General features: G+C 55.8%; 23 protein-coding genes. 17 read left to right on the forward strand and 6 right to left on the reverse strand.

What is annotated here, in order from left to right:
- Nucleotides 1-53 precede the first annotated feature (53 nt).
- Nucleotides 54-542, reverse strand: coding sequence for a DUF4388 domain-containing protein (locus VMN77_05835; protein HTN43301.1), 489 nt, complete (start codon nucleotides 540-542; stop codon nucleotides 54-56).
- Nucleotides 543-687: 145 nt separating this feature from the next.
- Here VMN77_05835 and VMN77_05840 point away from each other — a divergent pair, with 145 nt between their 5' ends.
- The 4 genes from VMN77_05840 to VMN77_05855 all read left to right on the forward strand — a co-directional run bounded on the left by VMN77_05840 (nucleotide 688) and on the right by VMN77_05855 (nucleotide 3,102).
- Nucleotides 688-1,104 (forward strand): PilZ domain-containing protein, encoded by a 417-nt coding sequence (locus tag VMN77_05840; protein HTN43302.1) that lies wholly within the window; start codon nucleotides 688-690, stop codon nucleotides 1,102-1,104.
- A 450-nt stretch (nucleotides 1,105-1,554) separates the two neighbouring features.
- Nucleotides 1,555-2,160, forward strand: coding sequence for a septal ring lytic transglycosylase RlpA family protein (locus VMN77_05845; protein HTN43303.1), 606 nt, complete (start codon nucleotides 1,555-1,557; stop codon nucleotides 2,158-2,160).
- A gap of 85 nt (nucleotides 2,161-2,245) precedes the next feature.
- On the forward strand, nucleotides 2,246-2,521 hold the full coding sequence (locus tag VMN77_05850; protein ID HTN43304.1) for a hypothetical protein: 276 nt from the start codon (nucleotides 2,246-2,248) through the stop codon (nucleotides 2,519-2,521).
- Between the two features lie 47 nt (nucleotides 2,522-2,568).
- On the forward strand, nucleotides 2,569-3,102 hold the full coding sequence (locus VMN77_05855) for a Slp family lipoprotein (protein HTN43305.1): 534 nt from the start codon (nucleotides 2,569-2,571) through the stop codon (nucleotides 3,100-3,102).
- Nucleotides 3,103-3,197: 95 nt separating this feature from the next.
- On the opposite strand, the gene VMN77_05860 is transcribed toward VMN77_05855, so the two are convergent.
- The 3 genes from VMN77_05860 to VMN77_05870 are packed head-to-tail and all read right to left on the reverse strand — an operon-like array spanning nucleotide 3,198 to nucleotide 6,577.
- Nucleotides 3,198-3,650, reverse strand: coding sequence for a hypothetical protein (locus tag VMN77_05860; protein HTN43306.1), 453 nt, complete (start codon nucleotides 3,648-3,650; stop codon nucleotides 3,198-3,200).
- A gap of 18 nt (nucleotides 3,651-3,668) precedes the next feature.
- Nucleotides 3,669-4,925, reverse strand: coding sequence for a HEAT repeat domain-containing protein (locus tag VMN77_05865; GenBank protein HTN43307.1), 1,257 nt, complete (start codon nucleotides 4,923-4,925; stop codon nucleotides 3,669-3,671).
- Nucleotides 4,922-6,577, reverse strand: a complete 1,656-nt coding sequence (locus VMN77_05870; protein HTN43308.1) for an AarF/UbiB family protein — start codon at nucleotides 6,575-6,577, stop codon at nucleotides 4,922-4,924. Before VMN77_05870 ends, VMN77_05865 begins: the two co-directional genes overlap by 4 nt.
- A gap of 575 nt (nucleotides 6,578-7,152) precedes the next feature.
- On the opposite strand from VMN77_05870, the gene gspC reads away from it, so the two are divergent.
- The 11 genes from gspC to pilO all read left to right on the forward strand — a co-directional run bounded on the left by gspC (nucleotide 7,153) and on the right by pilO (nucleotide 18,121).
- Nucleotides 7,153-8,037 carry a type II secretion system protein GspC gene (gene gspC, locus VMN77_05875; GenBank protein ID HTN43309.1) on the forward strand — a complete coding sequence of 295 codons (885 nt, stop codon included), beginning with the start codon at nucleotides 7,153-7,155 and terminating at the stop codon, nucleotides 8,035-8,037.
- 70 nt (nucleotides 8,038-8,107) lie between these two features.
- Nucleotides 8,108-9,826: a secretin N-terminal domain-containing protein gene (locus VMN77_05880; protein ID HTN43310.1), complete on the forward strand. Its 1,719-nt coding sequence runs from the start codon at nucleotides 8,108-8,110 to the stop codon at nucleotides 9,824-9,826.
- Nucleotides 9,827-9,834: 8 nt separating this feature from the next.
- On the forward strand, nucleotides 9,835-11,547 hold the full coding sequence (gene gspE, locus VMN77_05885; protein HTN43311.1) for a type II secretion system ATPase GspE: 1,713 nt from the start codon (nucleotides 9,835-9,837) through the stop codon (nucleotides 11,545-11,547).
- A 6-nt stretch (nucleotides 11,548-11,553) separates the two neighbouring features.
- The gene (gene gspF, locus VMN77_05890) at nucleotides 11,554-12,816 is read left to right on the forward strand and encodes a type II secretion system inner membrane protein GspF (GenBank protein ID HTN43312.1); all 1,263 of its coding nucleotides are present in this window, start codon (nucleotides 11,554-11,556) and stop codon (nucleotides 12,814-12,816) included.
- Between the two features lie 3 nt (nucleotides 12,817-12,819).
- Nucleotides 12,820-13,335, forward strand: coding sequence for a type II secretion system major pseudopilin GspG (gene gspG / locus VMN77_05895; GenBank protein ID HTN43313.1), 516 nt, complete (start codon nucleotides 12,820-12,822; stop codon nucleotides 13,333-13,335).
- Nucleotides 13,310-13,840, forward strand: coding sequence for a type II secretion system protein (locus tag VMN77_05900; GenBank protein ID HTN43314.1), 531 nt, complete (start codon nucleotides 13,310-13,312; stop codon nucleotides 13,838-13,840). Before gspG ends, VMN77_05900 begins: the two co-directional genes overlap by 26 nt.
- On the forward strand, nucleotides 13,800-14,210 hold the full coding sequence (locus VMN77_05905; protein ID HTN43315.1) for a prepilin-type N-terminal cleavage/methylation domain-containing protein: 411 nt from the start codon (nucleotides 13,800-13,802) through the stop codon (nucleotides 14,208-14,210). Before VMN77_05900 ends, VMN77_05905 begins: the two co-directional genes overlap by 41 nt.
- The gene (locus tag VMN77_05910; protein HTN43316.1) at nucleotides 14,207-14,866 is read left to right on the forward strand and encodes a type II secretion system protein GspJ; all 660 of its coding nucleotides are present in this window, start codon (nucleotides 14,207-14,209) and stop codon (nucleotides 14,864-14,866) included. The genes VMN77_05905 and VMN77_05910 overlap by 4 nt, the downstream gene beginning before the upstream one ends.
- A 23-nt stretch (nucleotides 14,867-14,889) precedes the next feature.
- Nucleotides 14,890-15,921, forward strand: coding sequence for a type II secretion system protein GspN (gene gspN / locus VMN77_05915; protein ID HTN43317.1), 1,032 nt, complete (start codon nucleotides 14,890-14,892; stop codon nucleotides 15,919-15,921).
- Nucleotides 15,922-15,929: 8 nt separating this feature from the next.
- Nucleotides 15,930-17,537, forward strand: a complete 1,608-nt coding sequence (gene gspL / locus VMN77_05920) for a type II secretion system protein GspL (protein ID HTN43318.1) — start codon at nucleotides 15,930-15,932, stop codon at nucleotides 17,535-17,537.
- Entirely contained in the window at nucleotides 17,534-18,121 is a 588-nt protein-coding gene (gene pilO, locus VMN77_05925) for a type 4a pilus biogenesis protein PilO (protein ID HTN43319.1), read from the forward strand. The genes gspL and pilO overlap by 4 nt, the downstream gene beginning before the upstream one ends.
- A gap of 5 nt (nucleotides 18,122-18,126) precedes the next feature.
- Here the strand turns inward: pilO and VMN77_05930 are convergent, their stop codons facing one another.
- Entirely contained in the window at nucleotides 18,127-18,885 is a 759-nt protein-coding gene (locus tag VMN77_05930; protein HTN43320.1) for a hypothetical protein, read from the reverse strand.
- Between the two features lie 153 nt (nucleotides 18,886-19,038).
- Between VMN77_05930 and gspK the strand changes: the two genes are divergently transcribed.
- Nucleotides 19,039-20,031 (forward strand): type II secretion system minor pseudopilin GspK, encoded by a 993-nt coding sequence (gene gspK, locus VMN77_05935; GenBank protein ID HTN43321.1) that lies wholly within the window; start codon nucleotides 19,039-19,041, stop codon nucleotides 20,029-20,031.
- A 66-nt stretch (nucleotides 20,032-20,097) separates the two neighbouring features.
- Here gspK and VMN77_05940 read toward each other — a convergent pair whose 3' ends face one another.
- Nucleotides 20,098-20,364 carry a hypothetical protein gene (locus VMN77_05940; GenBank protein HTN43322.1) on the reverse strand — a complete coding sequence of 89 codons (267 nt, stop codon included), beginning with the start codon at nucleotides 20,362-20,364 and terminating at the stop codon, nucleotides 20,098-20,100.
- A gap of 290 nt (nucleotides 20,365-20,654) precedes the next feature.
- Here VMN77_05940 and VMN77_05945 point away from each other — a divergent pair, with 290 nt between their 5' ends.
- Complete coding sequence (locus VMN77_05945) at nucleotides 20,655-22,661, forward strand: ATP-dependent helicase (protein ID HTN43323.1); 2,007 nt, start codon at nucleotides 20,655-20,657, stop codon at nucleotides 22,659-22,661.
- Nucleotides 22,662-22,671: the final 10 nt, after the last annotated feature.

Here is a 22,671-nt window from a genome sequence, read left to right on the forward strand (position 1 = left end):
GTCGGGAAAAAACCGACACGGCCTGGTCGGATTTCATTGGAACGCGCGGGACGTCAGGATTCGTTTTGCAGCCGGGCGATGATTTCTGAGATGAGTTCAATGGGGTCCAGCACCAGCGGAATTGTCTGATCGGGCAACCTGCCGGGTGTGAACTGATAGCGGCCCTCTTCCCAACGGAAGAGGCTGTAGATAATTTCTTTGACCTGAAGCTTGAGTCCATCGAACAATTCCTTGGGGTTTAAAAACCCAAGCTCTACGACGATCGCGCCGAATTGCTTATGGGCGGCGCTCTGGAGCTTGAGTGCCGCTTCCATCTGCCCGTTCGTCAACTTACCGGCGTTGATCAGAATGTACCCCAGCCGGTCCGCCGACACGTTTGAAGATGCAAAGACGATGTTTCCCTCCTTGACGTAGATCGATTTTTCCTCACCCCCATGTTGCAGGGTCAGCGTTCCCGTCAATCTGGACGATTGGAGGTTTCGTAGCAGGTCCGGTAAAGGTGTGTCCTGAATGTTTCCGGAGAGGGGTTCGGGGTTGGTCATCGTCGGCCGCGTTGATTCAATTATAGCCAAACCAAAGGTCTTGTCAAGGAATAAGGCCGTTGCTCGAATCGGAATTTTCTTGACGGACGAAACGCAACTTGTTATAGTTTTCAGGCATCAGGTGTGGTGATCAGCGGAGTTCGAGTTGAAAACAAAGTCCCCCACGGAATCAAAATCGCTTTCGTCCAAAAAAGATGGCCTTCAGGCCTTTATCGAAAAGCGGCGTTCGCTTCGTTTGCCCTTGTTCGTGCTGGAAATCCGGTGGAGGAAATACAACAAGGTGTTCATCGGGCATATGCAGAACATCAGTATCGGCGGCTTGTTCATGTCCACGGAGCGCCCCCTCCAAACCGGAGAGCGTTTTCCGATCGAATTTGTGCTGCCGGATAAGAAGACCAAGATCAACTGTACCGGTGAAGTCACCTGGACGCGGTCTTACGCGGCAGAGGGAGCCGGTTCAGAAGGCATCGGCGTCCGTTTCGTGGATCTCAATGACCAGAAGATGAGAGCGATCGGTCAATGGATCAGGAAACAGGAGACCTCCAAGAAGAAACAGGTCTGATCCGGTTTTTTTGGGGAGGGGTAGGTCCGGGTTTTGAATCGGGCGCGCCCTAAAATCGATCGTCTCATGAACGCCGAAGTGATCGCTTCCGGTTTTGCTGCGTTGTCCCCCTCCGACGATCGTTCGGCATCCCAACCCCAATGCATGGAGAGTATTCCGGATGGGCGGAAAGTCCAAGACGACGAAACCGGGGGCGGAAAAGCGGGTACGATGGGACCGTCGTGATCCACTCCGCGATCGACGGATGATTGAGCGGCGCAGGACGGAGCGACGCAAATCCGGACGGCGCAAAGATTTCTGCCCCACCTGCGGGGGGGAGCTGACCCCAACCGCCTATTGTTCTTCCTGCAAGATCCGTGTCGTTAAAATTCGGGTGTCTTCCAAACATTGAACTCGCAGATCAAACGAAGGGCAGCCCCGCCACTTTTCGGATTCTTACTGTCGATATTCGTGATCTCATGCGCGTCGATTCCCCGATCCGGTCTTGATTATCCGGTGGGGTATCGCGAGACCGGCGTCGCCTCCTGGTACGGAGCGGAGTTTCACGGGCGTCCGACCGCCAACGGCGAGACGTATAACATGTATGGCCTGACAGCCGCCCATCGTCTGATGCCGCTCGGAACGACGATTAGGGTTACCGAACGTGAAACGGGGCGTTCGGTCACGGTGAAAGTGAACGACCGGGGTCCCTTCGTGCGGGGACGCATACTGGATCTTTCCTACGGGGCGGCCAAGGCCCTGGGCATGACCGGGAGCGGTACGGCACCCGTTGCCATCGAGGTGGTCGGCCTTCCCCAGGAATCTTTGATAGAGGCGGGAAGCCCCTACACGGTACAAGCCGGTGCATTCGAGAGCGAAGCGAATGCAAGAAACTTGGCAAACCGGTTGAGGAAGAAATACCCGGATGTTTATTTGCTCACGGTGCGAACGAATCAAAACACGGTTTACCGTGTCCGTGTGGGATCGCTTGGTCAGAAACAATCCGCGTTCCAATTGGCGGAGCGCTTATCCAGAGAAGATCAACTGGACTCCTTTGTGACGCGGAGAGATCCATAATCGTGGAAAAGTCCGACCACCACTCGGACAAGAAACTGAAGCGGGTTTTCGGAAGACAATCTAACCTGGTTAAAGGAGAAATTCGATGGCGAATCCGGTTAAACTGGAAGAGAAGATCAATCGTCTGAAAAAAACGATATCGGAAAAACGGGAGGGGAAATCAGGGACGGAAACCTCGATGCAATTGCGGCCCTTCCGAAAGCGGTTGAAGCGTCTTCAACGGCGGCGACGCGTTCTGTTGTCCTCCTTGGAGCATGGGACGAAGGTCAAGGGCGAGAAGGCGGAAAAGGAAGGTAAGGCGGCCCCGAAGCCACCGGCCCCCGAGAAACCCACCGTCGATAAAGAGGCCAAGGCCGGCTAGCTCCTATCCACGATGCGGGCCAATGACAGTCAAAATGGAAATCGGTCATGAGCGCCATGTTGCGAGGCGAAAACGCCGTCCGGTTATCAAACCTTCACCGGATTCTCTGGGCCGTGGCCTTCTTGTGGTTTCTAAGCGGCTGTGTGCAGGCCATCTCGAAAGAAGTCCTGGACGAGGTCGATCCCGCCGCGACGTTTAAAGCCGTATTTCATGACCCGGACTCCTACAAGGGCAAGACCGTCCTTTGGGGCGGCAAAATCATCCAGGCCCGAAACAAAAAAAACACGACGTGGATCGAGTTGCTGCAGCAGCCGCTGGGTCGTGACGACCGCCCGATTCGCGGCAGTGAATCGGAGGGCCGATTTTTAATCCGTCATGAAGGGTTCTTGGATCCGGCCGTTTACGGACGCGGCCGAGACCTTACGGTGGTCGGGGAGATTCAGGGCCGTGAAACCCGTCCGCTGGATGAAGTCGAATTCAGTTACCCCGTCGTCTCGGACAAGCAGTTGGTGCTATGGGGTCCGCACCAGGAATCGACCATTCATTTCGGCCTGGGTGTCGGGGCCACCTTCTCGAGATGACGGATTAAAGGGGCTTGCGTCGCCCCCTCCACCGGCAAAGCCGGATGGAGCCTCCCCTTCTCGCTCGCCTTGCTCGCTAGGGAGATCCTCAATAATCACGATCGGTTGATCAGTTGATCGAGATCCGCTTTGACCGCATCGAGTTTGGATTTCGCCCGAGGGTCGGATCGGTGAACGACCTCAATCAACCCGTCGATGGATCCTTCCAACCCGGTCAGCGCTGCCCCGTTTTCTTTTGATGTCATCAGTGCAGCTGCGTGAAGCTCCTCTTGGGCCGACTTCAGTTCCTTCTCCGCCGTTCCAAAATTTCGCTCCTTGAGGTCGTTCTGAGCCGTGAGGATGCGGTCCCGCGCCGTGGTGAGGCGCATCCGGAATCTCAGCGTACGGATTTCTCCTTCCAGCCGGGTCACTTTCGTCGTCATTTCCGACTTGGCGGAGACCAGGAGCCGGTTGAGCTTTTCCGCCCGGAACGACCCCGTCAAATACCCGGCCATAAATACGGCGGTCATCACGAATACAACGGCCATCAGTTTAAAAAAAGGTTTCATGGTCCCACGACTCCTTTTCTAGGATGGCTGGCCCGGAAGCGCCATCGTTTTTTGTTGAGGTGCATTTTTGTGCGCCCCTCCTCTTGGCGGGGGTTCGTGAAGGATCCGTAGGATCGCGCCCGCCGCGTAGCATCGTACGGACCCATCGGCATCATTCAGCCGCTCGGCGAGTGCGGGTAACGCGTCGGGTTTTCCCATCATGCCCAGGGCTCGCGCCGTGGCCGAGCGCACACGCGATGAGGGATCCGTCAGCAATGGAACGAGCATTGGTGACGCTTTTGTTCCAATATCGAAGTCCTCCGACCGCGCGACCTCCCCAAGCGACCTTGCGGCCGAGCTGCGAATGCCGTAGTCGGGATCGGCGAGAGCGTCTTTCAATAATTCCAACGACCGCGGGTCGTGCCGCTTTATCATAGACACAGCGGCCGAGAGCCGCACGAACGGATCGCGGTCTTGTGCGGCCTGTTGAAGCAGAAACAAGACCTCGGATGTTCTGTAGGTTCCCAAGGCAAGCGCGGCCTGGCTGCGAACCTCGGCATCGGGGTCGTTTAACGCCCTGGACAGCACCGGAATGGCGTGGAAGGTTCCGAGGTCGGCCAGGGCTTGGGCGGCGTAGCTCCGGACGGTTGCGTCCGGATCCTCAAGGGCCTTTGTGAGCAGGGGCAGAGCCCGGACGTCGCCCGTTTTACCGAGTCCCGTCGCCGCCATTAGGCGAGCCTCCGGATTCTCGTTTTTCATCGCCTGTTCAAAAATCGTGAGCGCGTTGGAATGCGAATCCATTCCTATGATACCGACGGCCGTGCCCAGTCCCAGCAATTGCACGTCCGGGTCCTCGTCCTTCAACGCTTTCGTCAGGAGCGATGGAGGGGCCTCGGACTTCAGTCCGCTCAACACCCGAACGGCCGTCATCCGAACGGAAACATCCGGATCCGCCATCGCGGGCTCGATGAATCGGACGGCCGTTTGAGATCCGAAGTTTGCCGCGGCCTCGACCGAAAAAAGGCGGACGGTGGCGTCCGTGTCTTTCGAACAGACCGTCAGCCAGGGGATCACGGCCGGGTCGGTGCTGTCGCCCATCGCCTTGGCGGCCGCGCTTCGCGCAAACGGATCCTGTTCTTGGAGTGCGTTCCGAAGCACCTCGAGGGATTTTTCCCGTAATTGAAGGCTTGGATCCTGTTGGAGTAAGAGTCGGATCAGGATAAGACCGGCGACGATTCCCGTGAGACCCAGAGCGGTCATCAGAACATTCCGATGGCCAGCGGATGGTCGGTTCACCGGCGACCCCTGAGAAAAGACCACACGAGAAAGCCTCCCATGACGATCGCAGCCGTCCAAGCCGTACGGCTTTCGAGCGCGTCTCCTTGATGCTGATAAAATCGGGCAAGGATGAGAAGGACCAGCAAGAAAGCCCCCAGGATGGCGCGGTAAACCAGCCGGTAAAGACTCAATAGGGCCCCGGTGACATCCTCCGATGACATTTGGGTTTTGAATTCACCGCGGTTGGCGAAGTTTAAAAAAGTCTCGAGAGCCTTCGGAAGCGCCAGAAGAGGCCCGCCGACCTCCAGCCCCGTCTTCCAAAATCGGTCAAACAGGCCCTCTTCCGCTCGGATGAATGGAACGGCGAAGGGTTTGGCCAGTTCAATGATATTCAAGTTCGGATCCAGTTTGGAATTAATCCCGTTCAACATCCCCAGCGTACGCCAGATCAGGATGAAGTTGTTGGGAATCTGAAGGGCCGAGGAGATGCTGAAGATCTGCTGCAGGTCATGGGCGATATCGCCGATCCCGATCTCCTGAAAAGCCTTAGGGGAGATGTCGCGGTATTTCTCGATGAAGAAGGCCGCAACCTTTTCGATCGCTTGGTGATCCCCGGTCCGGTCGATGAAGCCGAGATCCGCCAGTCCCTGGACAATGCGGGGGATATCCCGGTCGATGATTCCACCGACCGTGATCTTGATCCCTTCCCGCATGGCGGGGGTAAGGGACTGCATCAGGCCGAAGTCGACGAAAACCAAAACCGGTTCGCGGGACCGGCCGTCCGGCGCGGTCCGGCCCGGTCGAACGAATAAATTTCCGGGATGCGGATCCCCGTGAAGAAACCGGTGCGCGAACAACTGCTTCATGTAGGACTCCATCAGGAGTCGCGCCAGGGCCGGGAGCTCCACGCCGGCGGCCCGAATCGCCTCGAACTCGGTGATCTTGATCCCTTCCACGAATTCCAGGGTCAGGACATGCGGCGTAGTGTAGTCCCAGATCACCTTCGGGACGACGATCCGGTCGTCCCCGTCGAAATTTTGATGAAACCGCTCCGCATTTCGCGCTTCTTGAATATAGTTTAACTCCTGTTGTAGGATGCGCGTAAATTCCTGGTAGAGGATATCGAAACGGATCTGGCGGAGGAATCGTTGAAGAAACCCAGACGCCCACCGCGCGGCGCGAAGATCCGCTTGAACGATCCTCCGGATACCGGGGTACTGAATCTTGACCGCCACCCTTCGTCCGTCATTCAGAACAGCCTCGTGAACCTGTCCCAGCGAGGCGGCCGCGATCGGAATCTCATGAAAGGTTGAAAATACCTCCTCAGGATTCCTTCCCAGGTCTTCCCGAAGACGTCGTTTGATCAATGTGTAATCGGCCGGAGGGATCGCATCCTGGAGCCGGGCCAGAATTCTGGTGTACTCCTCCGGTAAAAGGTCGACCCGGGCGCTCATAAACTGTCCGAGCTTGATCAAGATGCCTTTATGATCGATCGCCAGCCGACACAGGCGGTCGGCCTTTTTTTGATGCAGACGAGAACGCCGCCGACGGAGGGTCTCTTCGCCGTAGAACGGCGAGCACCAGAAATGGACGCGGTAGGCGACGGCGACATCGATTGCAAAGAGAAGAATCCGGATGACCCGAAGGCCCAGGTGGGAACGGAACAACACAAACTGCTCCTCAGTGAAAAGTCTTGTATATCACACGCTCCGGTGAGAGTCAACGCCGACATCACCGGGCGTGTTACCCGTTCAAAGAATCGATCCCAGCCGAATACCGCCGCTCATTCCAAGTCCGAACAAGGTTTGTCTTTTTCATGGTGAATGGCGTCACGGAGAGGAGCATGGGTGTTGACAAGCTATTTTAGATATGACAAATTATCTCTCAGTTGAATCGACGCCCCATATCCTCAAACAAGATCCCCCCCCGGCTTAGAGGCTGGAGAACATTCAAATGATCAGGAAGATCACTAATAATTTAGATGTGTTAGAGACGTTTTGTTGAGAGGACGGGATGATCTGCCGGAAACGACTCCTCAGAGTCACCCTTCCGGTAATTATAAGATGACAGTTGCCTCGATTTTCCGAGGGCCAGATTCCAGGAATCCCCTCGCTTTAAGGTCGGGGGTTTAAAACGAGGACATAGGGTGTTTCTATTTGAACTTTCTCAAGAAAACGTCTATAATTAATTGACTCAAAGGCTCGTTCATCGGACCCGGCATGGCCGGTAAGCGGAGGTGCTCACCATGAAAAGATATCTTTGGACCCTAAATATTCTATTTCTTCTGGGTTTCAGTTATTTTGTCGCTGATCTGGTGAGTCTATTTATCGGCCGCCAACTGGATTTGCCGGCCCGTTCACCCGCGGTGGAATGGGCCGCTACGACCGAGGCGCAGGTGAAACCGACGACCGAGGTCTACTCCTCCATTGTGGACCGGAATATTTTTGGGATCAAACCAGCCTCGGCCATCGCTCCCCCCCAAGCGGTGGCGCCTGAGCCGGTTCAACTGCCGCCGCTCCGGGTCCGGCTGGTGGGAACGAGCGTGGGCGAGGCCGACGAATCCCTTGCCGTGATCGAGGACTTGGGGACGAAGGAACAGCGTGTTTATCACATCGACGACCTCCTCGAACCGGATGCGAAGCTGATTGAGGTCGAGCGAAATGAAGTTACGTTTCTACGCGGGAAGATTCGGGAGACCGTAACGGTTGAGGAGGGGGACACCCCGACCCAAACGCCGCCGGGCCAGTCCCTTTTAGGCCGGCCCGCATCCGCGGTTCCCGCCGTGATCCCCCGGTCGACAGGAACTCAGAACAGTTGGGTTCTGGACAAGCAGGAAGTGGCGTCCGCCCTCGAAAATCTACCGCAGCTTTTGACCAAAGCCCGGGTGGTACCTGACCTTACCCCGGATGGTAAAAGCGACGGATTCCGGATCGTCTCGATCGCGCCCGCCAGTTTTTATGAACGGATCGGGCTACGGAACGGGGATGTGATTCAACGCATCAACGGAATCGAGGTGAAGGATCCCCAGTCGTTTATGCAGGTCTTCACACAACTCAAGGATGAGACCAACATCTCGATGGACTTGATGCGGAATAACCAAAAAGAGTCGTTCTCCTATGAGATTCGTTGAGGGGACGGCGAACGGTTCGCGTCTGTTCCGCCCTCTAAAACGAGTCCAAACGATTCGAATGCGGAGTTGCATGCCGATCGTTCATTTTGTTCCATGGGTTTTCGGGTTGTTCATGGGAATTGGGGCCTTTCTCCCGGTGGACCTTGCGGCCGATGCCCGAGCTCAAGAAACCCCCGCGATTCCATCTCCCCCGTCTTCATCTTCGAAACCGGAGTCGGTGAAACCCTCCACGGGAGGAGTCGTTACACCGTCTCAAGAAAAACAGGCGAACCCGTCTCTTCCTGCTCCATCTCAATTGCCGGAACCGCCAAAACCGTCCAAGGAAGAGATCCCTTCCTCGTCTCAAGAACAGCCGGCGAACCCATCTCTCCCCTCACCACCTCCGACGCCGACGCTGCCGAAGCCGACGAAGGACCGGCTCATCACCCTCGATTTCAACAACGTTGACCTTCCGGTCTTCGTGAAATTTGTCAGTGAAATCATTGGGAAAAACTTCATTATTGATGAACGGGTCCGTGGAAAGGTGACCATTTTTTCTCCCTCAAAAATCTCGGTGGACAAAGTCTACCAAGTTTTTCAATCGGTCATGGAAATCAAGGGCCTCACAGCCGTCCCGGCCGGTGAAATGATTCAGATTCTTCCGGCATCGGAAGTGCCCCCGGAGCGAGATATCAATGTGTATTATCTTGAAAACGCCAATGCGGAGGAAGCGGCCAAACTGCTTACAAGCTTGGCGACCCGGACCGCCGCCCCGCCCGTCCCCGGCCGCCCTGCCGGCAAATCCCCGGGGGAGTTTGAGGGAACGGTTCAAATCATACCGGACAAGGCGACCAACGCCTTGCTAATCACGGCTTCCCCAAAAGATTACGAAATGCTAAAGGAAGTGATCAAAAAAATTGATGTGCGTCGACGCCAGGTCTATGTCGAGGCCGTGATCATGGAGGTTGCACAGGACAAACTGCGGCAATTGGGAACCCAATTAGGTGCGTTGGGCGGCTACCAGACAAACAATCAAAATGTCACGATTTACGGTTCGGCCAATGAGGACCTCTCCGAACTTGCCAACTTGACGAACATAACGGGGGTGGCGGGGGGTACGGGGGGAGGATTGAATCTTGCGCTTAGCACCGTGAATGTCAAGATCCTCCTTTCGGCGTTGGAGAGTGCGACGGATACGAATGTGCTGTCCACGCCGCAAATCTTGACGACCAACAACCAGAAGGCCAAGATCGTCGTCGCCCAAAATGTTCCCTTTATCACCGGGAACAATCAGACGGTCGGCGGGGTGACGCAAACGCAGATCACCCGTCAGGACGTCGGTGTAACGCTTGAATTGACACCCGAAATCCTGGAGGGAGATCGCGTCCGCATGGATGTCCGCCAAGAAATCTCCAGTCTCGCCGACACTCCGCAGGCGGTTCTGATCCAGTTGGGGCCCACCACGAACAAACGGGAGGCGACGACGACGGTGATTGTGGACAATCACCAAACGGTGGTGATCGGGGGCCTGATGCGGGACGACATAAACAACACCACAACGAAGATCCCTCTTCTGGGAGATATCCCGCTGATTGGTTGGTTGTTTAAGTATCAGTCCAAGCATGTTACCAAAGCGAATCTCCTCATTTTTCTCACCCCACATGTTGTCCATGACAATAATGACCTGGATTCACTCCGGCAGCAGAAAACGGAGTACATGAAAACGCATTTGGTAAAAGAGGCCCTGCGAGATCAAACGCTGACCGGAGAATTTCTGAACAGCATCAACCCCCCCCAGAACAAGAGGTAGTTTCGTCCATGTCCAGCCCGTGGCAACGCATCGGTCAGATTCTTCAAGAGAAGTATGCCGTTTCTGCCGAACAGATCCGAGAGGCCTTGGCCCAGCAACTGGAAAAAGGCGGGCTGCTCGGCGAGGTCTTGGTCCGAATGCGCGCGGTTAAGGAGAGCGAGGTTCTGGAGGCATTGGGCCGTCAGTTTCATCTTCCCTGCCTTCCGGACCTAGTCCCGACCCAGGTGGATCCCGTACTCCTTTCCAAAATCCCGATCGGGTTTGCCAAACGATACGAGATTCTCCCCATTCGTGAGGAGAACGGCCGTGTTATGACGGCCACGGCCAATCCGCTCCAGATCTCCGCATTGGACGATGCCCGCCTTTTGCTGGCTCGCGATGTTCAGCCTGTTCTGGTCTCCGCCAAGACGATTTTAAATTGCATCAACCAAGTCTATGACCGTGCGTCCGATACCGCTCAACAGGTGATCGAGGACTTGAGCACAGAAAGCCTGGACCTCCTGGCCAGCGAGCTCCAGGAGCCTGTGGATCTTCTGGAAGCCACGGACGAAGCGCCGATCATCCGCTTGGTGAACTCAACCTTGTTCCAGGCCGTGAAGGACCGGGCGAGCGACATTCACATAGAGCCGTTTGAACGCGACTTGGAGATCCGGTACCGGATCGATGGAATCATGTACAAGATTCTGACGCCCCCGAAGCGGTTTCAATCCAGCATCATTTCTCGGATCAAGATCATGGCCGGATTGAATATCGCCGAGAAGCGTCTGCCCCAGGACGGTCGGATCGGGATCAAGATCGCCGGTCGGGATGTCGACATCCGCGTCTCGGTCATTCCCACGGCCCATGGCGAGCGGGTTGTCTTGCGGCTTCTGGACAAAAGCACCAGTCTTTTGAATCTCGAGGACATCGGTCTGACGAAGGAGGACCGGGAGACGATGTTTCATTTGATTCAGCTCAGCCACGGCATCTTGCTGGTCACGGGACCGACCGGAAGCGGAAAGACGACGACACTGTATGCGGCGTTGAACCGGATTAACTCCCCCGACAAAAACATCATCACCATTGAGGATCCCATCGAGTATCAGCTCAAGGGAATCGGACAAATGCAGGTCAATCCCAAAATCAACTTGACCTTCGCCAACGGTCTCCGTTCCATACTCCGCCAGGACCCGGACGTGATCATGGTGGGAGAAATCCGGGACGCCGAGACGGCCGAGATCGCGATTCATGCGTCGCTGACCGGCCATCTGGTTTTTTCGACGCTTCACACCAACGATACGGCGGGGGCCATCACGCGTCTAATCGACATGGGGATCGAACCCTTTCTGGTCGCCTCCTCCGTGGTCGCGATCTTTGCTCAGCGGTTGGTGCGATTGCTCTGTCCGGACTGTCGTCAGGCTTACTCTCCCACGCCGCAGGAGTCGTCCAAGTTGGGATTGAAAAGCGGCACGAGGCCGCCGACCTTTTATCGTGCGGTGGGTTGTGCCCGCTGCAAGAGGACCGGATACCACGGACGGACCGGAATTTACGAAATTCTTCTGATCGATGACGAAATCCGCCAGATGGTCTTGGGCAAGGTCGATTCCAACCGGATCAAAAATCGCGCCATCGAGAAGGGAATGCTGACTCTCCGGGATGATGGTGCGCGGAAAGTCATGGAGGGCACCACTACGTTGGAGGAGGTGCTGCGCGTGACCCAGGAAGAGCTGGTGGTAGGGTAACGGACGATGGCGGTTTACGAGTACAAGGGCCTGACCACTGAAGGCCGGGATATTTCCGGCATCATCGACGCGGATAGTCCCAAGACCGCGCGGGCAAAACTCCGGCAGTCGGGCATCTATCCGACCGATGTTGTAGAAGGCGCCGGCGAGGTGTCGTACGGGGCCGGATCCTCAATCCAAACGGACCGTTCCGGTCAGCCTCTTTCTTGGCGGTCGCGCATCCGGGTGGCGGAGCGGGTTGGAATGATGGAAGTCTCCCTGATGACCCGCCATCTCGCGACATTGACCGCAGCGAAACTCCCTTTGATGGAAGCCCTCTCCGCCCTGATGGATCAACTGGAAAAAGGTGAGTTGAAACGGATCGTGGCGGGGATTCGCGAACGGGTCAAGGAAGGCAGCTCCCTGGCGGTGGCGCTCGCGCAATACCCGTCCGTGTTTTCGGAAATCTATATCAATATGGTACGGGCGGGGGAGGCGAGCGGCACCCTGGATGGCATGCTTCTCCGACTGGCGGATTACCTTGAATACCAGGTCAAGCTTCGCAACCAACTCATCGCCACGCTGACCTATCCCTTGTTCATGGTGGTCATCGGGGGTCTGATCCTGTTCGGACTGGTCACCTTTGTCGTTCCCAAGATCACACTGATTTTTGAGGAAGTGCATCAGGTTCTGCCGCTTCCGACGGTTATCCTCATTGCGGTTAGCCATTTCCTGAACGGCTACTGGTGGGTCATCCTGTTGGCGGGGGCCCTGGGAATCTTCGCCCTGCAGCAATACATCAAGACGCCGGCGGGCCGGATTCAGTATGATCGCTTCCTGCTGCGGATGCCGGTCATGGGCCGGGTGACCCTCATGGTGGCCATTTCGCGTTTTACGCGGACGCTCAGTACGCTGCTCACCAGCGGCGTCCCCTTGCTTCAGGCCTTGGATGTGGTCCGAAACGTGGTTCAAAACGCGGTATTGGCCGAGGCCATCGATCGGGCCCGACAAAACATCGGCGAGGGACAGAGCCTGGCCGAACCCCTTAGAAAGAGCGGGATGTTTCCTCCGCTTGTGACGCACATGATCGCCGTCGGCGAGAAGAGCGGGGAACTGGAGCCGATGCTGATCAAGGTTTCGGAGGCTTACGACAACGAGGTGGAAGCGATTATCGGCACGCTGACGGCCCTCCTCACGCCGGTGATGATTCTGGTGATGGGAGCGATAATCGGATTTATCGTGATGGCGATTCTTCTGCCGATCTTTGAACTCAGTCAAATCGTGAGGTAAATGATGGTATATGAAGTATCCGATAGGACGCAAGATTTATCCAATTTTCGAGGCGGCGCATGGTCCGCGCGGACCGCGAGCCGTCCGGGGTTTAAGCGGCGGGAATCCGGATTTACGCTGATTGAGATCATGGTGGTCGTCTTTATTCTGGCGCTGCTGGCCGGGATCGTCGTCCCCAAAATCATGGGCCGGACGGACGAGGCTCGTCGGACGGCGGCCAAGGTCCAGGTCAAGAACATCGAGGAAGGGTTGCATCTCTACAAGCTGGACAACGGCGTTTATCCCTCCACGGAACAGGGCCTGCCGGCCCTGGTGTCGGCGCCCACGATCGGCACCATCCCGCAGCATTGGCGGGAAGGCGGATACCTCCCCAAGCTGCCCAAGGATCCGTGGGGCCACGATTACGTCTACATCAGTCCGGGTTCTCATGGGGATTACGACTTGATGAGCTACGGAGGGGACGGCGAGCCGGGGGGGGAAGGAAAGGACGCCGATGTTCAGAGCTGGGATATCGAATAGACGCGGCTTCACCTATCTCGAACTGGCCGTCGTGATGCTGATCCTCGGCGTGGTTGTGGCCTTGGCCTTTCCGACGATTCACACGATCGGCTCCAGCGATTTGAGGGTATCGGCCCGCCATCTGGTTCGGACGGTCTATTTCCTGGCCGATCGGGCCGCAGCGACCAAGCAGGTCTATCGACTGAATTTCGATCTGGACCGGCGGGAGTATTGGGTAGCCGTTCAATCCGGGGAAGGCGAATTCGTCCAGGTCGACACAAACGTCGTGTCGCGCACGCGATTGCCGGAAATCGTTCGGTTTGCGGATGTGAACACGCTGAAACAGGGTAAGGTGACGTTGGGAGTGGCCTACGCCGATTTTTATCCTGTGGGTCGTGTGGACAAGACAACGGTTCATTTGACCGATGAGCGGAAAGACAACTTGACGCTTGTGGTCAACCCGGTCACGGGACGGGTGAAGATTTATGATGGGTATCGAGAAGAGACAACGAACCCGTCCTTCTGATCGATTGGGGCACGAGGGTTTCACGCTATTAGAGGTGGTCGTTGCGCTTTCCATTCTGGCGGTGACCTTCGTGGTTCTCCTCGGACTCCGGAATCGCGACATCCTTCAGCACCAGGAGGCGCGATATATTACCCGGGCCACGCTTCTGGCTCAGAAAAAAATGTCCGAGGTGGAGATGGCGGGCTTTCCGCCGCTCGGCGTGGTCGCCGGCGATTTCCCCGAACCGGACGACATATTCAATTGGACCCAAACGGTCACCACAACCCCGTTTGATTTCGCCCGCGAGGTGAATGTTACGGTGACATGGCGAGAGGGCGAAGGTCAGCAGTCGGTCATTTTGGACACCTTTGTCGTGGATGAAAAATCGTGAAGACGGGAGCCTGGGATGACCCGAGTGGGTTTACGCTCTTGGAACTTTTGATCGCCTTGGGGATTGCCGTGGTGCTCGTGACGCTCCTGTATGAAACCTTCAATGCGGTACTCCGGTCCACGCAGATCGTGGATCAAGAGAGTGAAATCGATCAAATGGTCCGGGTCAGTATGGAGCGGATGACGTCCGAACTGAGGTCGGCTTACTGGCGTCCGTCTTCGGACGCCGGGAGCGCGTCGGTATTTTTGTTCGATGGCGAGGACGGGACCGGCGGCGCGCAGCCCGCGGATACGCTTCGGTTTACGACGCTTTCTCATGCCCTAGCCAGCGCAGGAAACACCGACCCGTCGGTATCGATTGTGGAGTACGCCCTCATTCCGGATCAGGAGACTGACACGGCCGTTCTGATGCACCGGGAAGAAACGAGCCCCCTCAGTCCGTCGGTGAATAGTTTGGAAGAGTACGAACTCGGAGAGTCGGTGATCGGATTGAACTTCCGGTATTTCGACGGACAGGATTGGTGGGATCAATGGAACGATGCGGATAAAAAGAAATTACCGAAGGCGGTCGAGATCCAACTCATCATTAAAGATCACGCCGGTCAGGAACGTCGGTTCATCACCCAAACCGATATTCCCATCGGCCAGTCGTCATGAATCGAACCGGGTGGTTTCAATGGATGAGCCGACATCGGACGGGATTCGTTACGGTCCTCGGATACGCCACCGCCGCCGCCATCACCATCACAATCTTTGTGTATCTGACCTTTCCTTGGCAGAAACTTTCGGAATGGATACGGATCAAGGTGGAGCAGGCTGCGAATCTTCAGGTCACGGTCCAAGATAGTCGTGTCCGGTTTCCGTTCCTTCTGGTCTGGAAAGGGGTTGCGGTGAGTCGGGCGGGGCATCCCGTTCCGGTTCTAATGACGGCGGACCAGATATCCGTTGGTTGGCCGATCGGTGCGATTCTGCGGCGGCATATGGATCTGGACTTGGCGATCCAGGCGTGGGGGGGAGAAGCCCGCGGCCGTTTAACGGCTCGCCGGACAACGCAGGGAATTCAATACCACCTGGAGGCCAGTGGTAAGGGTTTCGAACTCGGAAGACTGGCGGCGTTGTTTCAGCTCCCATCCGAGGACATGTTCGGCACGGTTCGGATCAGCCGGTTTGAGCATGACTGGACGAATCAGGACTGGATGCAGGGACAGGGGATCATGTCGCTTGAGGCCAGCGAGGTGGGGTTGAAGCGGTGGGAAATCCGGTTCAAACGTTTGAACGGAAGCGTGACCTTAAAAGCAGGAATGAGCAACCTTGAAAATTTCTCGGCACAGGGTGAAGCCCTGGATCTGGTTGGCAGCGGGAGCCTTCTTCTTCGATCGGAATTTATGGAAAGTCTCTTGAATTTCAATTCGCGTGTAACACTGCACAAGCCGACCGGTCCGCTTGCGCTGTTGGCAACCCTGGCCACCCCCGACGGTCACCTGGATTTCTCGCTTCGTGGCGTTCTAAAACAGCCGACGCCTTATGTCAACGGGTCTCCATTTTCGGCCCTCGCCACCGGGAGTCCCAATCCCTCGCCCGGAGCCAACCGTCCGGTGGGTTCGACGCCCCCGGCGGTCGTCCCGCAGCGTCCTGGTTTACCCTCCGAAGCCAATCGATTCGTGGACCCGTCGGTCCGGCCGGCCGTTACACCGGGAGCCCGCGATCAATGAAGTCTCCCATGACACAGCAGATCCTGGGTCTTGATTTCGGGTCTTCTTGCGTCAAGGCGGTCTCTTTACGAAAAAAGTGGACAGGGGTGGAGTGGACCGGCGGTTATCAAAAAGATTTGTCCCGGATTCAGGACCCGTTTGAATGGGCCAAGGAACCGTTTGTCGGATTAAAGGAATGGATCGCCGAACATCGTCTGGCGACGGACCGTGTGGTGGTCTCGGTGCCGGTCCATTTGATCTCTCTGAGAACGCTGATTCTCCCATTTCAGGATGTCCGAAAGCTCGAAAAAGTGGTTCCATTCGAGGTCGAGGGGCTTCTTCCTTATTCCCTGGAGGAGGTCGTGGTGGACTACCAGGTCACCGAGGTCGGGGAGGGCAAGTCGCATGTTTTGGTGGCGGCTGTTCCGTGTCACCTGATGAAAAATTATCTGGACCAACTCGCCCGGGCCGGGATCAATCCGGAATCGGTAGAGTTGGACGGCATGGCCTTGATGAATCTTGCGCATCAGGTCTTTTCGGAGCGGCCCGGCGCCGGAAACCGCGGGGAGGGTGATACGGCTGTGTTGGATATCGGCGCATCGAAAACGGTTGTCTGCATTCTGCACCGGGGACAGCCCCGCTTTCTGCGGACTCTTATGTGGGGAGGCCGGGATGTCACCGCGGTCCTGTCGGAGTCGTGCGGAATTTCTCCGGCCGAGGCGGAGGATTGGAAACGGCAGGCCGGTCTGATGGACGACGGGGTCTCCGCCCTTCACCAGAAAGGCGCATCCCAGGCGATCGGTCGGGCCCTCGAACCGCTGGTTTCGGAACTGATCCGGACCTTCCATGTATGCCAAAATCAGGAACCCGCGGCAAACCGTTCCAATGTAACCGAGCTGATCCTGTACGGCGGGGGAAGCAAACTCAAGGGTCTGGAGTCTCATCTCGGGTCTGAATTGGGGGTGCGTACGTTAACCCCGACGCCCAAGATCGCATCGGTTAACGGGAGCCGTTGGGATCCGGCCTTGGCCCTGAGTCTGGGGCTGGCATTGAAAGGGACCCAGCCGGCGGACGGGTCGCGGATGAACTTTCGCAAGGGGGAATTTGCGTTCGGCCGAGCGGCTGCGGCATCCCGTTCCCGCACGCGCTACGTATGGGTAGGGGCCCTTCTCGTCGCGGCGGTTGCCGCCGCGGATCTTTATATGAAGTACAACCTTCAAGTCAGCAAATATGAAGCGCTGAAGACCCAAGTCCGGGAGGAGTTTCGTGCCATGTTCCCGGACGTGACCAATGTCGTGGATGAGGTTCAGCAGGCGAAGACGGCCGTCGCCGACATGAAGAAGAAATCGGCGATGTTTGGATTGGGCGATTGGACGCCGTTACAATTGATGGCCGAAGTGACTCGACGCATGCCTCCCTCGGTAAAGATCGAGGTCCAGGATTTCGTGATCGAGCCGGGCCGCCTGCGGTTGGAAGCCGAAACGGACAGCTTCGAATCCGTGGATAAAATCAAGGCCTCGCTGGGACAGTTTGAGGCGTTCAAAGACGTGACGGTCAGCGACGCCAAGGTCAGTGCGGATCAGTCCCGGGTGCGCTTCCGCCTGACGATGACCTTGGTGCCAAAAGGGGCGGGATGAACGCTATTTTCCAAACGGCTTTTGTTCAGCAACTTCTGGTTCGGCTTCGGCGCGACCGGATCACACCCCGTGAGCGGATCTACCTCATCATCGGCGGGGTGACGCTGATCGGACTCCTCTTCTACGGAATTTATTCCGCCGCCGTATCCTATCTCGATCGGGTAAAGGGACTCGACCGGCTGATCCGCCAGAAAGAGGAGGCCCTGGCCACGCTGGGACAATTCCGTCGGGAATATGTCCAGATCAAGACCCAGGTCGGTTCTCTGGATGAACGGATTAAAAAGGATCAGGGAAATTTTTCGCTTCTATCGTTTCTGGAGTCGCTGGCCGGGACGACCGACGTGCGGTCCAAAATCGCCTACATGCGGCCTCAGGCGGCTGTGCCGGTGGACCAGTACCGGGAGGTTTCGGTCGAGATGAAGATTGAGAATGTAACGTTGGATCAGGCTGTGCGGTTTCTTTCCGCAATCGAACAAGCCCCGCATGTTTTGAAGATCAAGAACCTGCATTTCCGGACGCGTTTTGCCAATCAGCAATATTTGGATGTGACCTTCCTCGTTAGTACCTATGAGAAGTCCGGCTGAAGGGATTAGGAACCGGCGGCGGCATCGATGGTCGGGTAGAGCGGATAGAAGTGGGAGTTGGGCTGGATGGCATCCAGCAATCCATCCGTGAAAAGGTCGAATCGTCCGTTGCCGTCTGTGTCGTCAAAGAAGAACATGCTGCCTGCGTGGACGGTCAGTTTGACGGCAAACGTTCCTTTCGGGCTGCTCGGTATGTGGAGAAATTTTGGAAGATCAATTGTGACGGTGGAACTGTAGATGTGATCGGGGAACCGGGAAGCCGGGACCTGCAAGGGGACAGTGGGTCTAGACGCCGCGAGCGATATGTAGGCCCCGTTGCTGGTGTCTATCCAGCTAAAGTTTGGGTTGCTTGTGACGTCGCCGACGAGGACCTCGCCCTCGTTGACCGGCGCGGCGAGGAGCGGATCGGTCAGGTCGAGCGTATAGAACCGAAACCGTTGATTGAGGGGAACGTTGTTCACGTACACCGGGACTTGGAGTTCGAAGTAGGTCAATTCGAGCTGCACCTGGCTGAAGTCGCATGGACATCCGGAGGGGAAGGCGTTGTTGATCTCGGCGGACTGGGCGGTTGTGGTAAGGTCCAGGACCAGGGGCGTGGCGCTGTTCTGGGTATCGAAAATTGTGTAGGATGGATCGGTTTCTTGCGACATGATCAACCGGACGCTCTTGACCCCGACCGTTACGACCGAGTTGTTTGGGGATAGAAAACTGTCAGAATAGCTGTCGCTGTCACCGCTGGGGGGCTCATTGCTGAAATCGGCCACGAATACCGCCTCAATGCCATCGTTTTTATTATTACCGCAGGCGGCGAGTAGAAGGGAAAAAAGAAATAATCCCGCGGCCCAGACCCACGCTGCGGCCGGCACATGTTTTCGAGTTGAAAGGAACGATTTCATCTTCGATATTATTGTAGCAGAATGGCGATCCGTTTGAAAATAATAAGTCGAGGAGTCGCGAAATCAGGGCTCGACGTGCCGTTCCGTAACGAGCAAGGGATCGCGCTGCTCCTGACCCTGGTGATTCTGGTGCTGCTCACGGCCATCATCGTGGAATTCGATTATGGCGCCAAAGTGAATTTAATCACGGCCGGAAATTTCCGAGATGAGGTGCAGGCCATTTATCTGGCCAAATCGGGCGTGGCCGCGGCCCGCGCTGCGCTGAAGGATGACGCTCTACACCACGGGGCCTACGACGCCTTGACCGAACTGTGGGCGCAACCCATACCGGCCTATCCGGTGGGCGAGGGAGCCGTCTCGATCGAGATCACGGATGAATCCGGCAAAATCGACATCAACCGTCTGGGAAATAAAGATCCTACGGTGAGGAACGATACCCAAGCCATATTGATCCGACTCCTGGAAGTCCTGGAGGTGGATCGAAATATGATCGAGCCGATCGTCCAGGCGGCCCAGAATTGGGTCGATTCGAACTCCATACAAGACTGCCCCGAAGAATTCTATTATGAGCAGCAGACTCCTCCTTATCGTTGCAAAAAGGCCTTCATGGACACCCTCTCGGAATTACTTCTGGTAAGGGGGGTCACCCCGGAGATCTATAAGAAAATCCAGCCCTATGTCACGACGGTTTCCTCCCCATTTCACCCTATCAATGTCAATACGGCTGAACTTCCGATTATAGAAGCGCTGGATGAGAATATCAATGCGGATATCGCGGCCTGCATCCAGGACCGTCGGCCTTATGAAAATAGTTCCATGTCCGATTTCTTCGGTTGCGGGCAGGCTGTCGGCATATGCAATATGACTTCGCCCTGTCGAAGACAGATCGGGGTTCTAAGCAGCTATTTCTCGGTGAAATCGCATGCAACGATCCATGACACCGAGAAGATCATCACGGCATTGATCAAACGACAAGGCAGTACTACAAACCTTCTATCCTGGCAAGTCGAGTAGGCCGTCGTGATGATTTTTCCATGAAAGGTGTTTTTGGCGGGAAAAAGACCTTGGATAATATCGTGGCTATTCCATCTGAACCGACTTAATACTGAACTTGATCCTTCCTTCCATCCACTGGTCCGGACAGTTTTCCGTATCTTGGATAAAATTCCCGATCTCCTGCGGGTTCACGGCGCGAAGATCGCCCTTGGCGTTCCCTGGAACGATGACGCGGAGGGGCAATGCCAGATCTTCCTGAGTCAGCCTCTTTCCCTTCGCGTCCAGCATCTCAAGATGAAGCGTGAAACCTTTGACCGGTTGACTTCCCGTGTTTTTGATTTCACCGAACACCTCGCAGACGACCCTATCCCGCTGGAAGTCCTGGTAGCGGTGCGCGTGCACGGCTAAGGGAGTGATCGGCCATCGCTCTTTCGCCGGTTCCGCCGGTCGGCTAAACAAGACAAGACAGAAAAGCGCGATAACACTGATTAGACAAAAACGCATCAAATTCGCTTGGCCTCGAATTGTGTTCATATGCTTGAAGCCGGTTTTCGGATGTGTTATTCTTCAATAGGGCTTTTTGTACGTCACCAATCAGTTTACGCACAACGGTTTTGAATTTCAAGCCTAAAGGATTCGATGTGATCGAAGATCATCATTATGTATTAAAGCGACCTTCCACGGCCCAGACTTCACCGCGATTTACGATCGATTACGAGAAAGAGCTTAATCCGGCTCAGTATGCGGCCGTGAGCGCTTTGGACGGGCCTGTTCTGGTGATCGCCGGCGCCGGAAGCGGCAAAACCCGCACCCTGGTTTACCGGGTCGCCCGGCTGATCGAGTCGGGACTACCACTCCAAAACCTACTCCTGCTGACCTTTACCCGAAAAGCGGCTCAGGAGATGCTCAGTCGAGCGGGTATTCTGCTTGGAACCGCGTGCGATCGAGTGGCCGGCGGGACCTTTCATGCTTTTTCGAATACCCTCCTTCGACGACATGGAAAGGCCATCGGGTTGGATCCAGCCTTCACCATCTTGGACCGTTCGGACAGCGAGGATGTGGTCCACCTGCTCCGTAATGCTCGGGGGCTCGGAGATCGAGAGAAACGTTTTCCCCGAAAGAATACCCTGGCGGATATGTTCAGCGCTTCGGCGAACAAGGCCACCGCACTGGAAGAGATCGTCCTGATGGATTACCCCCACTTCTCCGAGCATCTTGAGCCGATCCTAAAGTTGGAGAAGGCCTACGCCGATTATAAACAACAGCGATCGCTTCTGGATTACGATGACCTGCTTCTCAAACTGCGGGAACTTCTGGAAAACCGTCAGGATATTCGTGAACAACTTTCAGATACCTATCGAGCGATTATGGTGGATGAATATCAGGACACCAACAAAATTCAGGCGCGTGTGGTCAGATTCCTTTGCACGCGGCATGAGAATATTATGGTGGTCGGCGATGATGCCCAGAGCATTTATTCCTTTCGTGGAGCCCACTTTAAGAACATCATGGATTTTCCAAAAGAGTTTCCCAAGGCACGAATCTTTAAACTGGAAGAAAATTACCGGAGCACGCAGCCGATTCTCAACCTGACAAACGAAATCATCAATCAGGCCCATGAAAAATATCCCAAGCACCTTTTCACCCATCAAAGGGAAGGCAATCGTCCGGTGCTGGTTCGGGCCGAGAACGAAAACTGGCAGTCACGGTTCGTCTGCCAAAGAATATTGGAGCTGCGGGAAGAAGGAGTGCCGCTGGGGGAGATCGCGGTTCTTTTCCGTTCAAGTCACCATTCCTTTGATCTAGAAATCGAGTTGGTCAAGCATGGTCTGCCCTTTGTAAAGCGGGGGGGCTTCAAGTTCATCGAGACGACTCATATAAAAGACGTCCTGGCCCATCTCCGGGTTTTGCAGAACCCCCGAGATGCCGTGAGTTGGAACCGGCTTCTCCTTTTGATCGAAGGGGTGGGGCCCAAAAAGAGCCAGGCCATTATTGCAACCCTAGCGGCGTCCATGGCCAGAGGGACGGATTGGCTGACCGCATTGAAAACGCAATGCCTTCAGGCCTCGGGGGGATCGGTGCTGAAAGAGGTGACCCGCTTGTTCGAAGATCTGAGGGAAGCCCTCCAAATTCCTTCCGAGCAATTGAACCGAATCTACACCTATTACATTCCTCTCCTATCGCAGCGATTTGACGACCACCCCAAACGGATCAAGGATCTCGAACATCTCTATGCGATTACGGAACGTTATCTCAATCTCGATGGCTTCTTAAGCGACATCACACTTGAACCCCCAAGCGAGTTGGTATCCGAGCTCGAACCGACCGGGAGATCGCCCGTACAGGACGTTGAAAGGCTGATTTTATCCACCATCCACTCGGCCAAAGGGCTAGAATGGCATACCGTGTTTATCATTTGGGCTCTTGACGGGAAGTTTCCATCGATGTATTCCATTGATAATCAAGATGAACTAGAAGAGGAACGGCGGCTAATGTATGTGGCCGCCACCCGCGCAAAGAAGGGGCTGTATATTACTTATCCTATCAATATTTATGAAAAGATACAGGGAACGATTTTATCCCGGCCGAGTCGTTTTTTAAATGGAATTCCACGGAACTATTACGACTCGTGGTCGCTGTTAGAATAAAATATTAAAA

This window comes from Nitrospiria bacterium (assembly GCA_035498035.1).
Classification (GTDB): domain Bacteria; phylum Nitrospirota; class Nitrospiria; order JACQBZ01; family JACQBZ01; genus JACQBZ01.

Bases quoted from the DNA above. Each gene is read 5' to 3' on its own strand.
- VMN77_05835 (HTN43301.1), bottom strand. From the start codon at position 542: ATGACCAACCCCGAACCCCTCTCCGGAAACATTCAGGACACACCTTTA.
- VMN77_05850 (HTN43304.1), top strand. From the start codon at position 2,246: ATGGCGAATCCGGTTAAACTGGAAGAGAAGATCAATCGTCTGAAAAAA.
- VMN77_05855 (HTN43305.1), top strand. From the start codon at position 2,569: ATGAGCGCCATGTTGCGAGGCGAAAACGCCGTCCGGTTATCAAACCTT.
- VMN77_05860 (HTN43306.1), bottom strand. From the start codon at position 3,650: ATGAAACCTTTTTTTAAACTGATGGCCGTTGTATTCGTGATGACCGCC.
- gspC (HTN43309.1), top strand. From the start codon at position 7,153: ATGAAAAGATATCTTTGGACCCTAAATATTCTATTTCTTCTGGGTTTC.
- VMN77_05880 (HTN43310.1), top strand. From the start codon at position 8,108: ATGCCGATCGTTCATTTTGTTCCATGGGTTTTCGGGTTGTTCATGGGA.
- gspE (HTN43311.1), top strand. From the start codon at position 9,835: ATGTCCAGCCCGTGGCAACGCATCGGTCAGATTCTTCAAGAGAAGTAT.
- gspF (HTN43312.1), top strand. From the start codon at position 11,554: ATGGCGGTTTACGAGTACAAGGGCCTGACCACTGAAGGCCGGGATATT.
- gspG (HTN43313.1), top strand. From the start codon at position 12,820: ATGGTATATGAAGTATCCGATAGGACGCAAGATTTATCCAATTTTCGA.
- VMN77_05900 (HTN43314.1), top strand. From the start codon at position 13,310: ATGTTCAGAGCTGGGATATCGAATAGACGCGGCTTCACCTATCTCGAA.
- VMN77_05905 (HTN43315.1), top strand. From the start codon at position 13,800: ATGATGGGTATCGAGAAGAGACAACGAACCCGTCCTTCTGATCGATTG.
- gspN (HTN43317.1), top strand. From the start codon at position 14,890: ATGAGCCGACATCGGACGGGATTCGTTACGGTCCTCGGATACGCCACC.
- gspL (HTN43318.1), top strand. From the start codon at position 15,930: ATGACACAGCAGATCCTGGGTCTTGATTTCGGGTCTTCTTGCGTCAAG.
- pilO (HTN43319.1), top strand. From the start codon at position 17,534: ATGAACGCTATTTTCCAAACGGCTTTTGTTCAGCAACTTCTGGTTCGG.
- gspK (HTN43321.1), top strand. From the start codon at position 19,039: ATGGCGATCCGTTTGAAAATAATAAGTCGAGGAGTCGCGAAATCAGGG.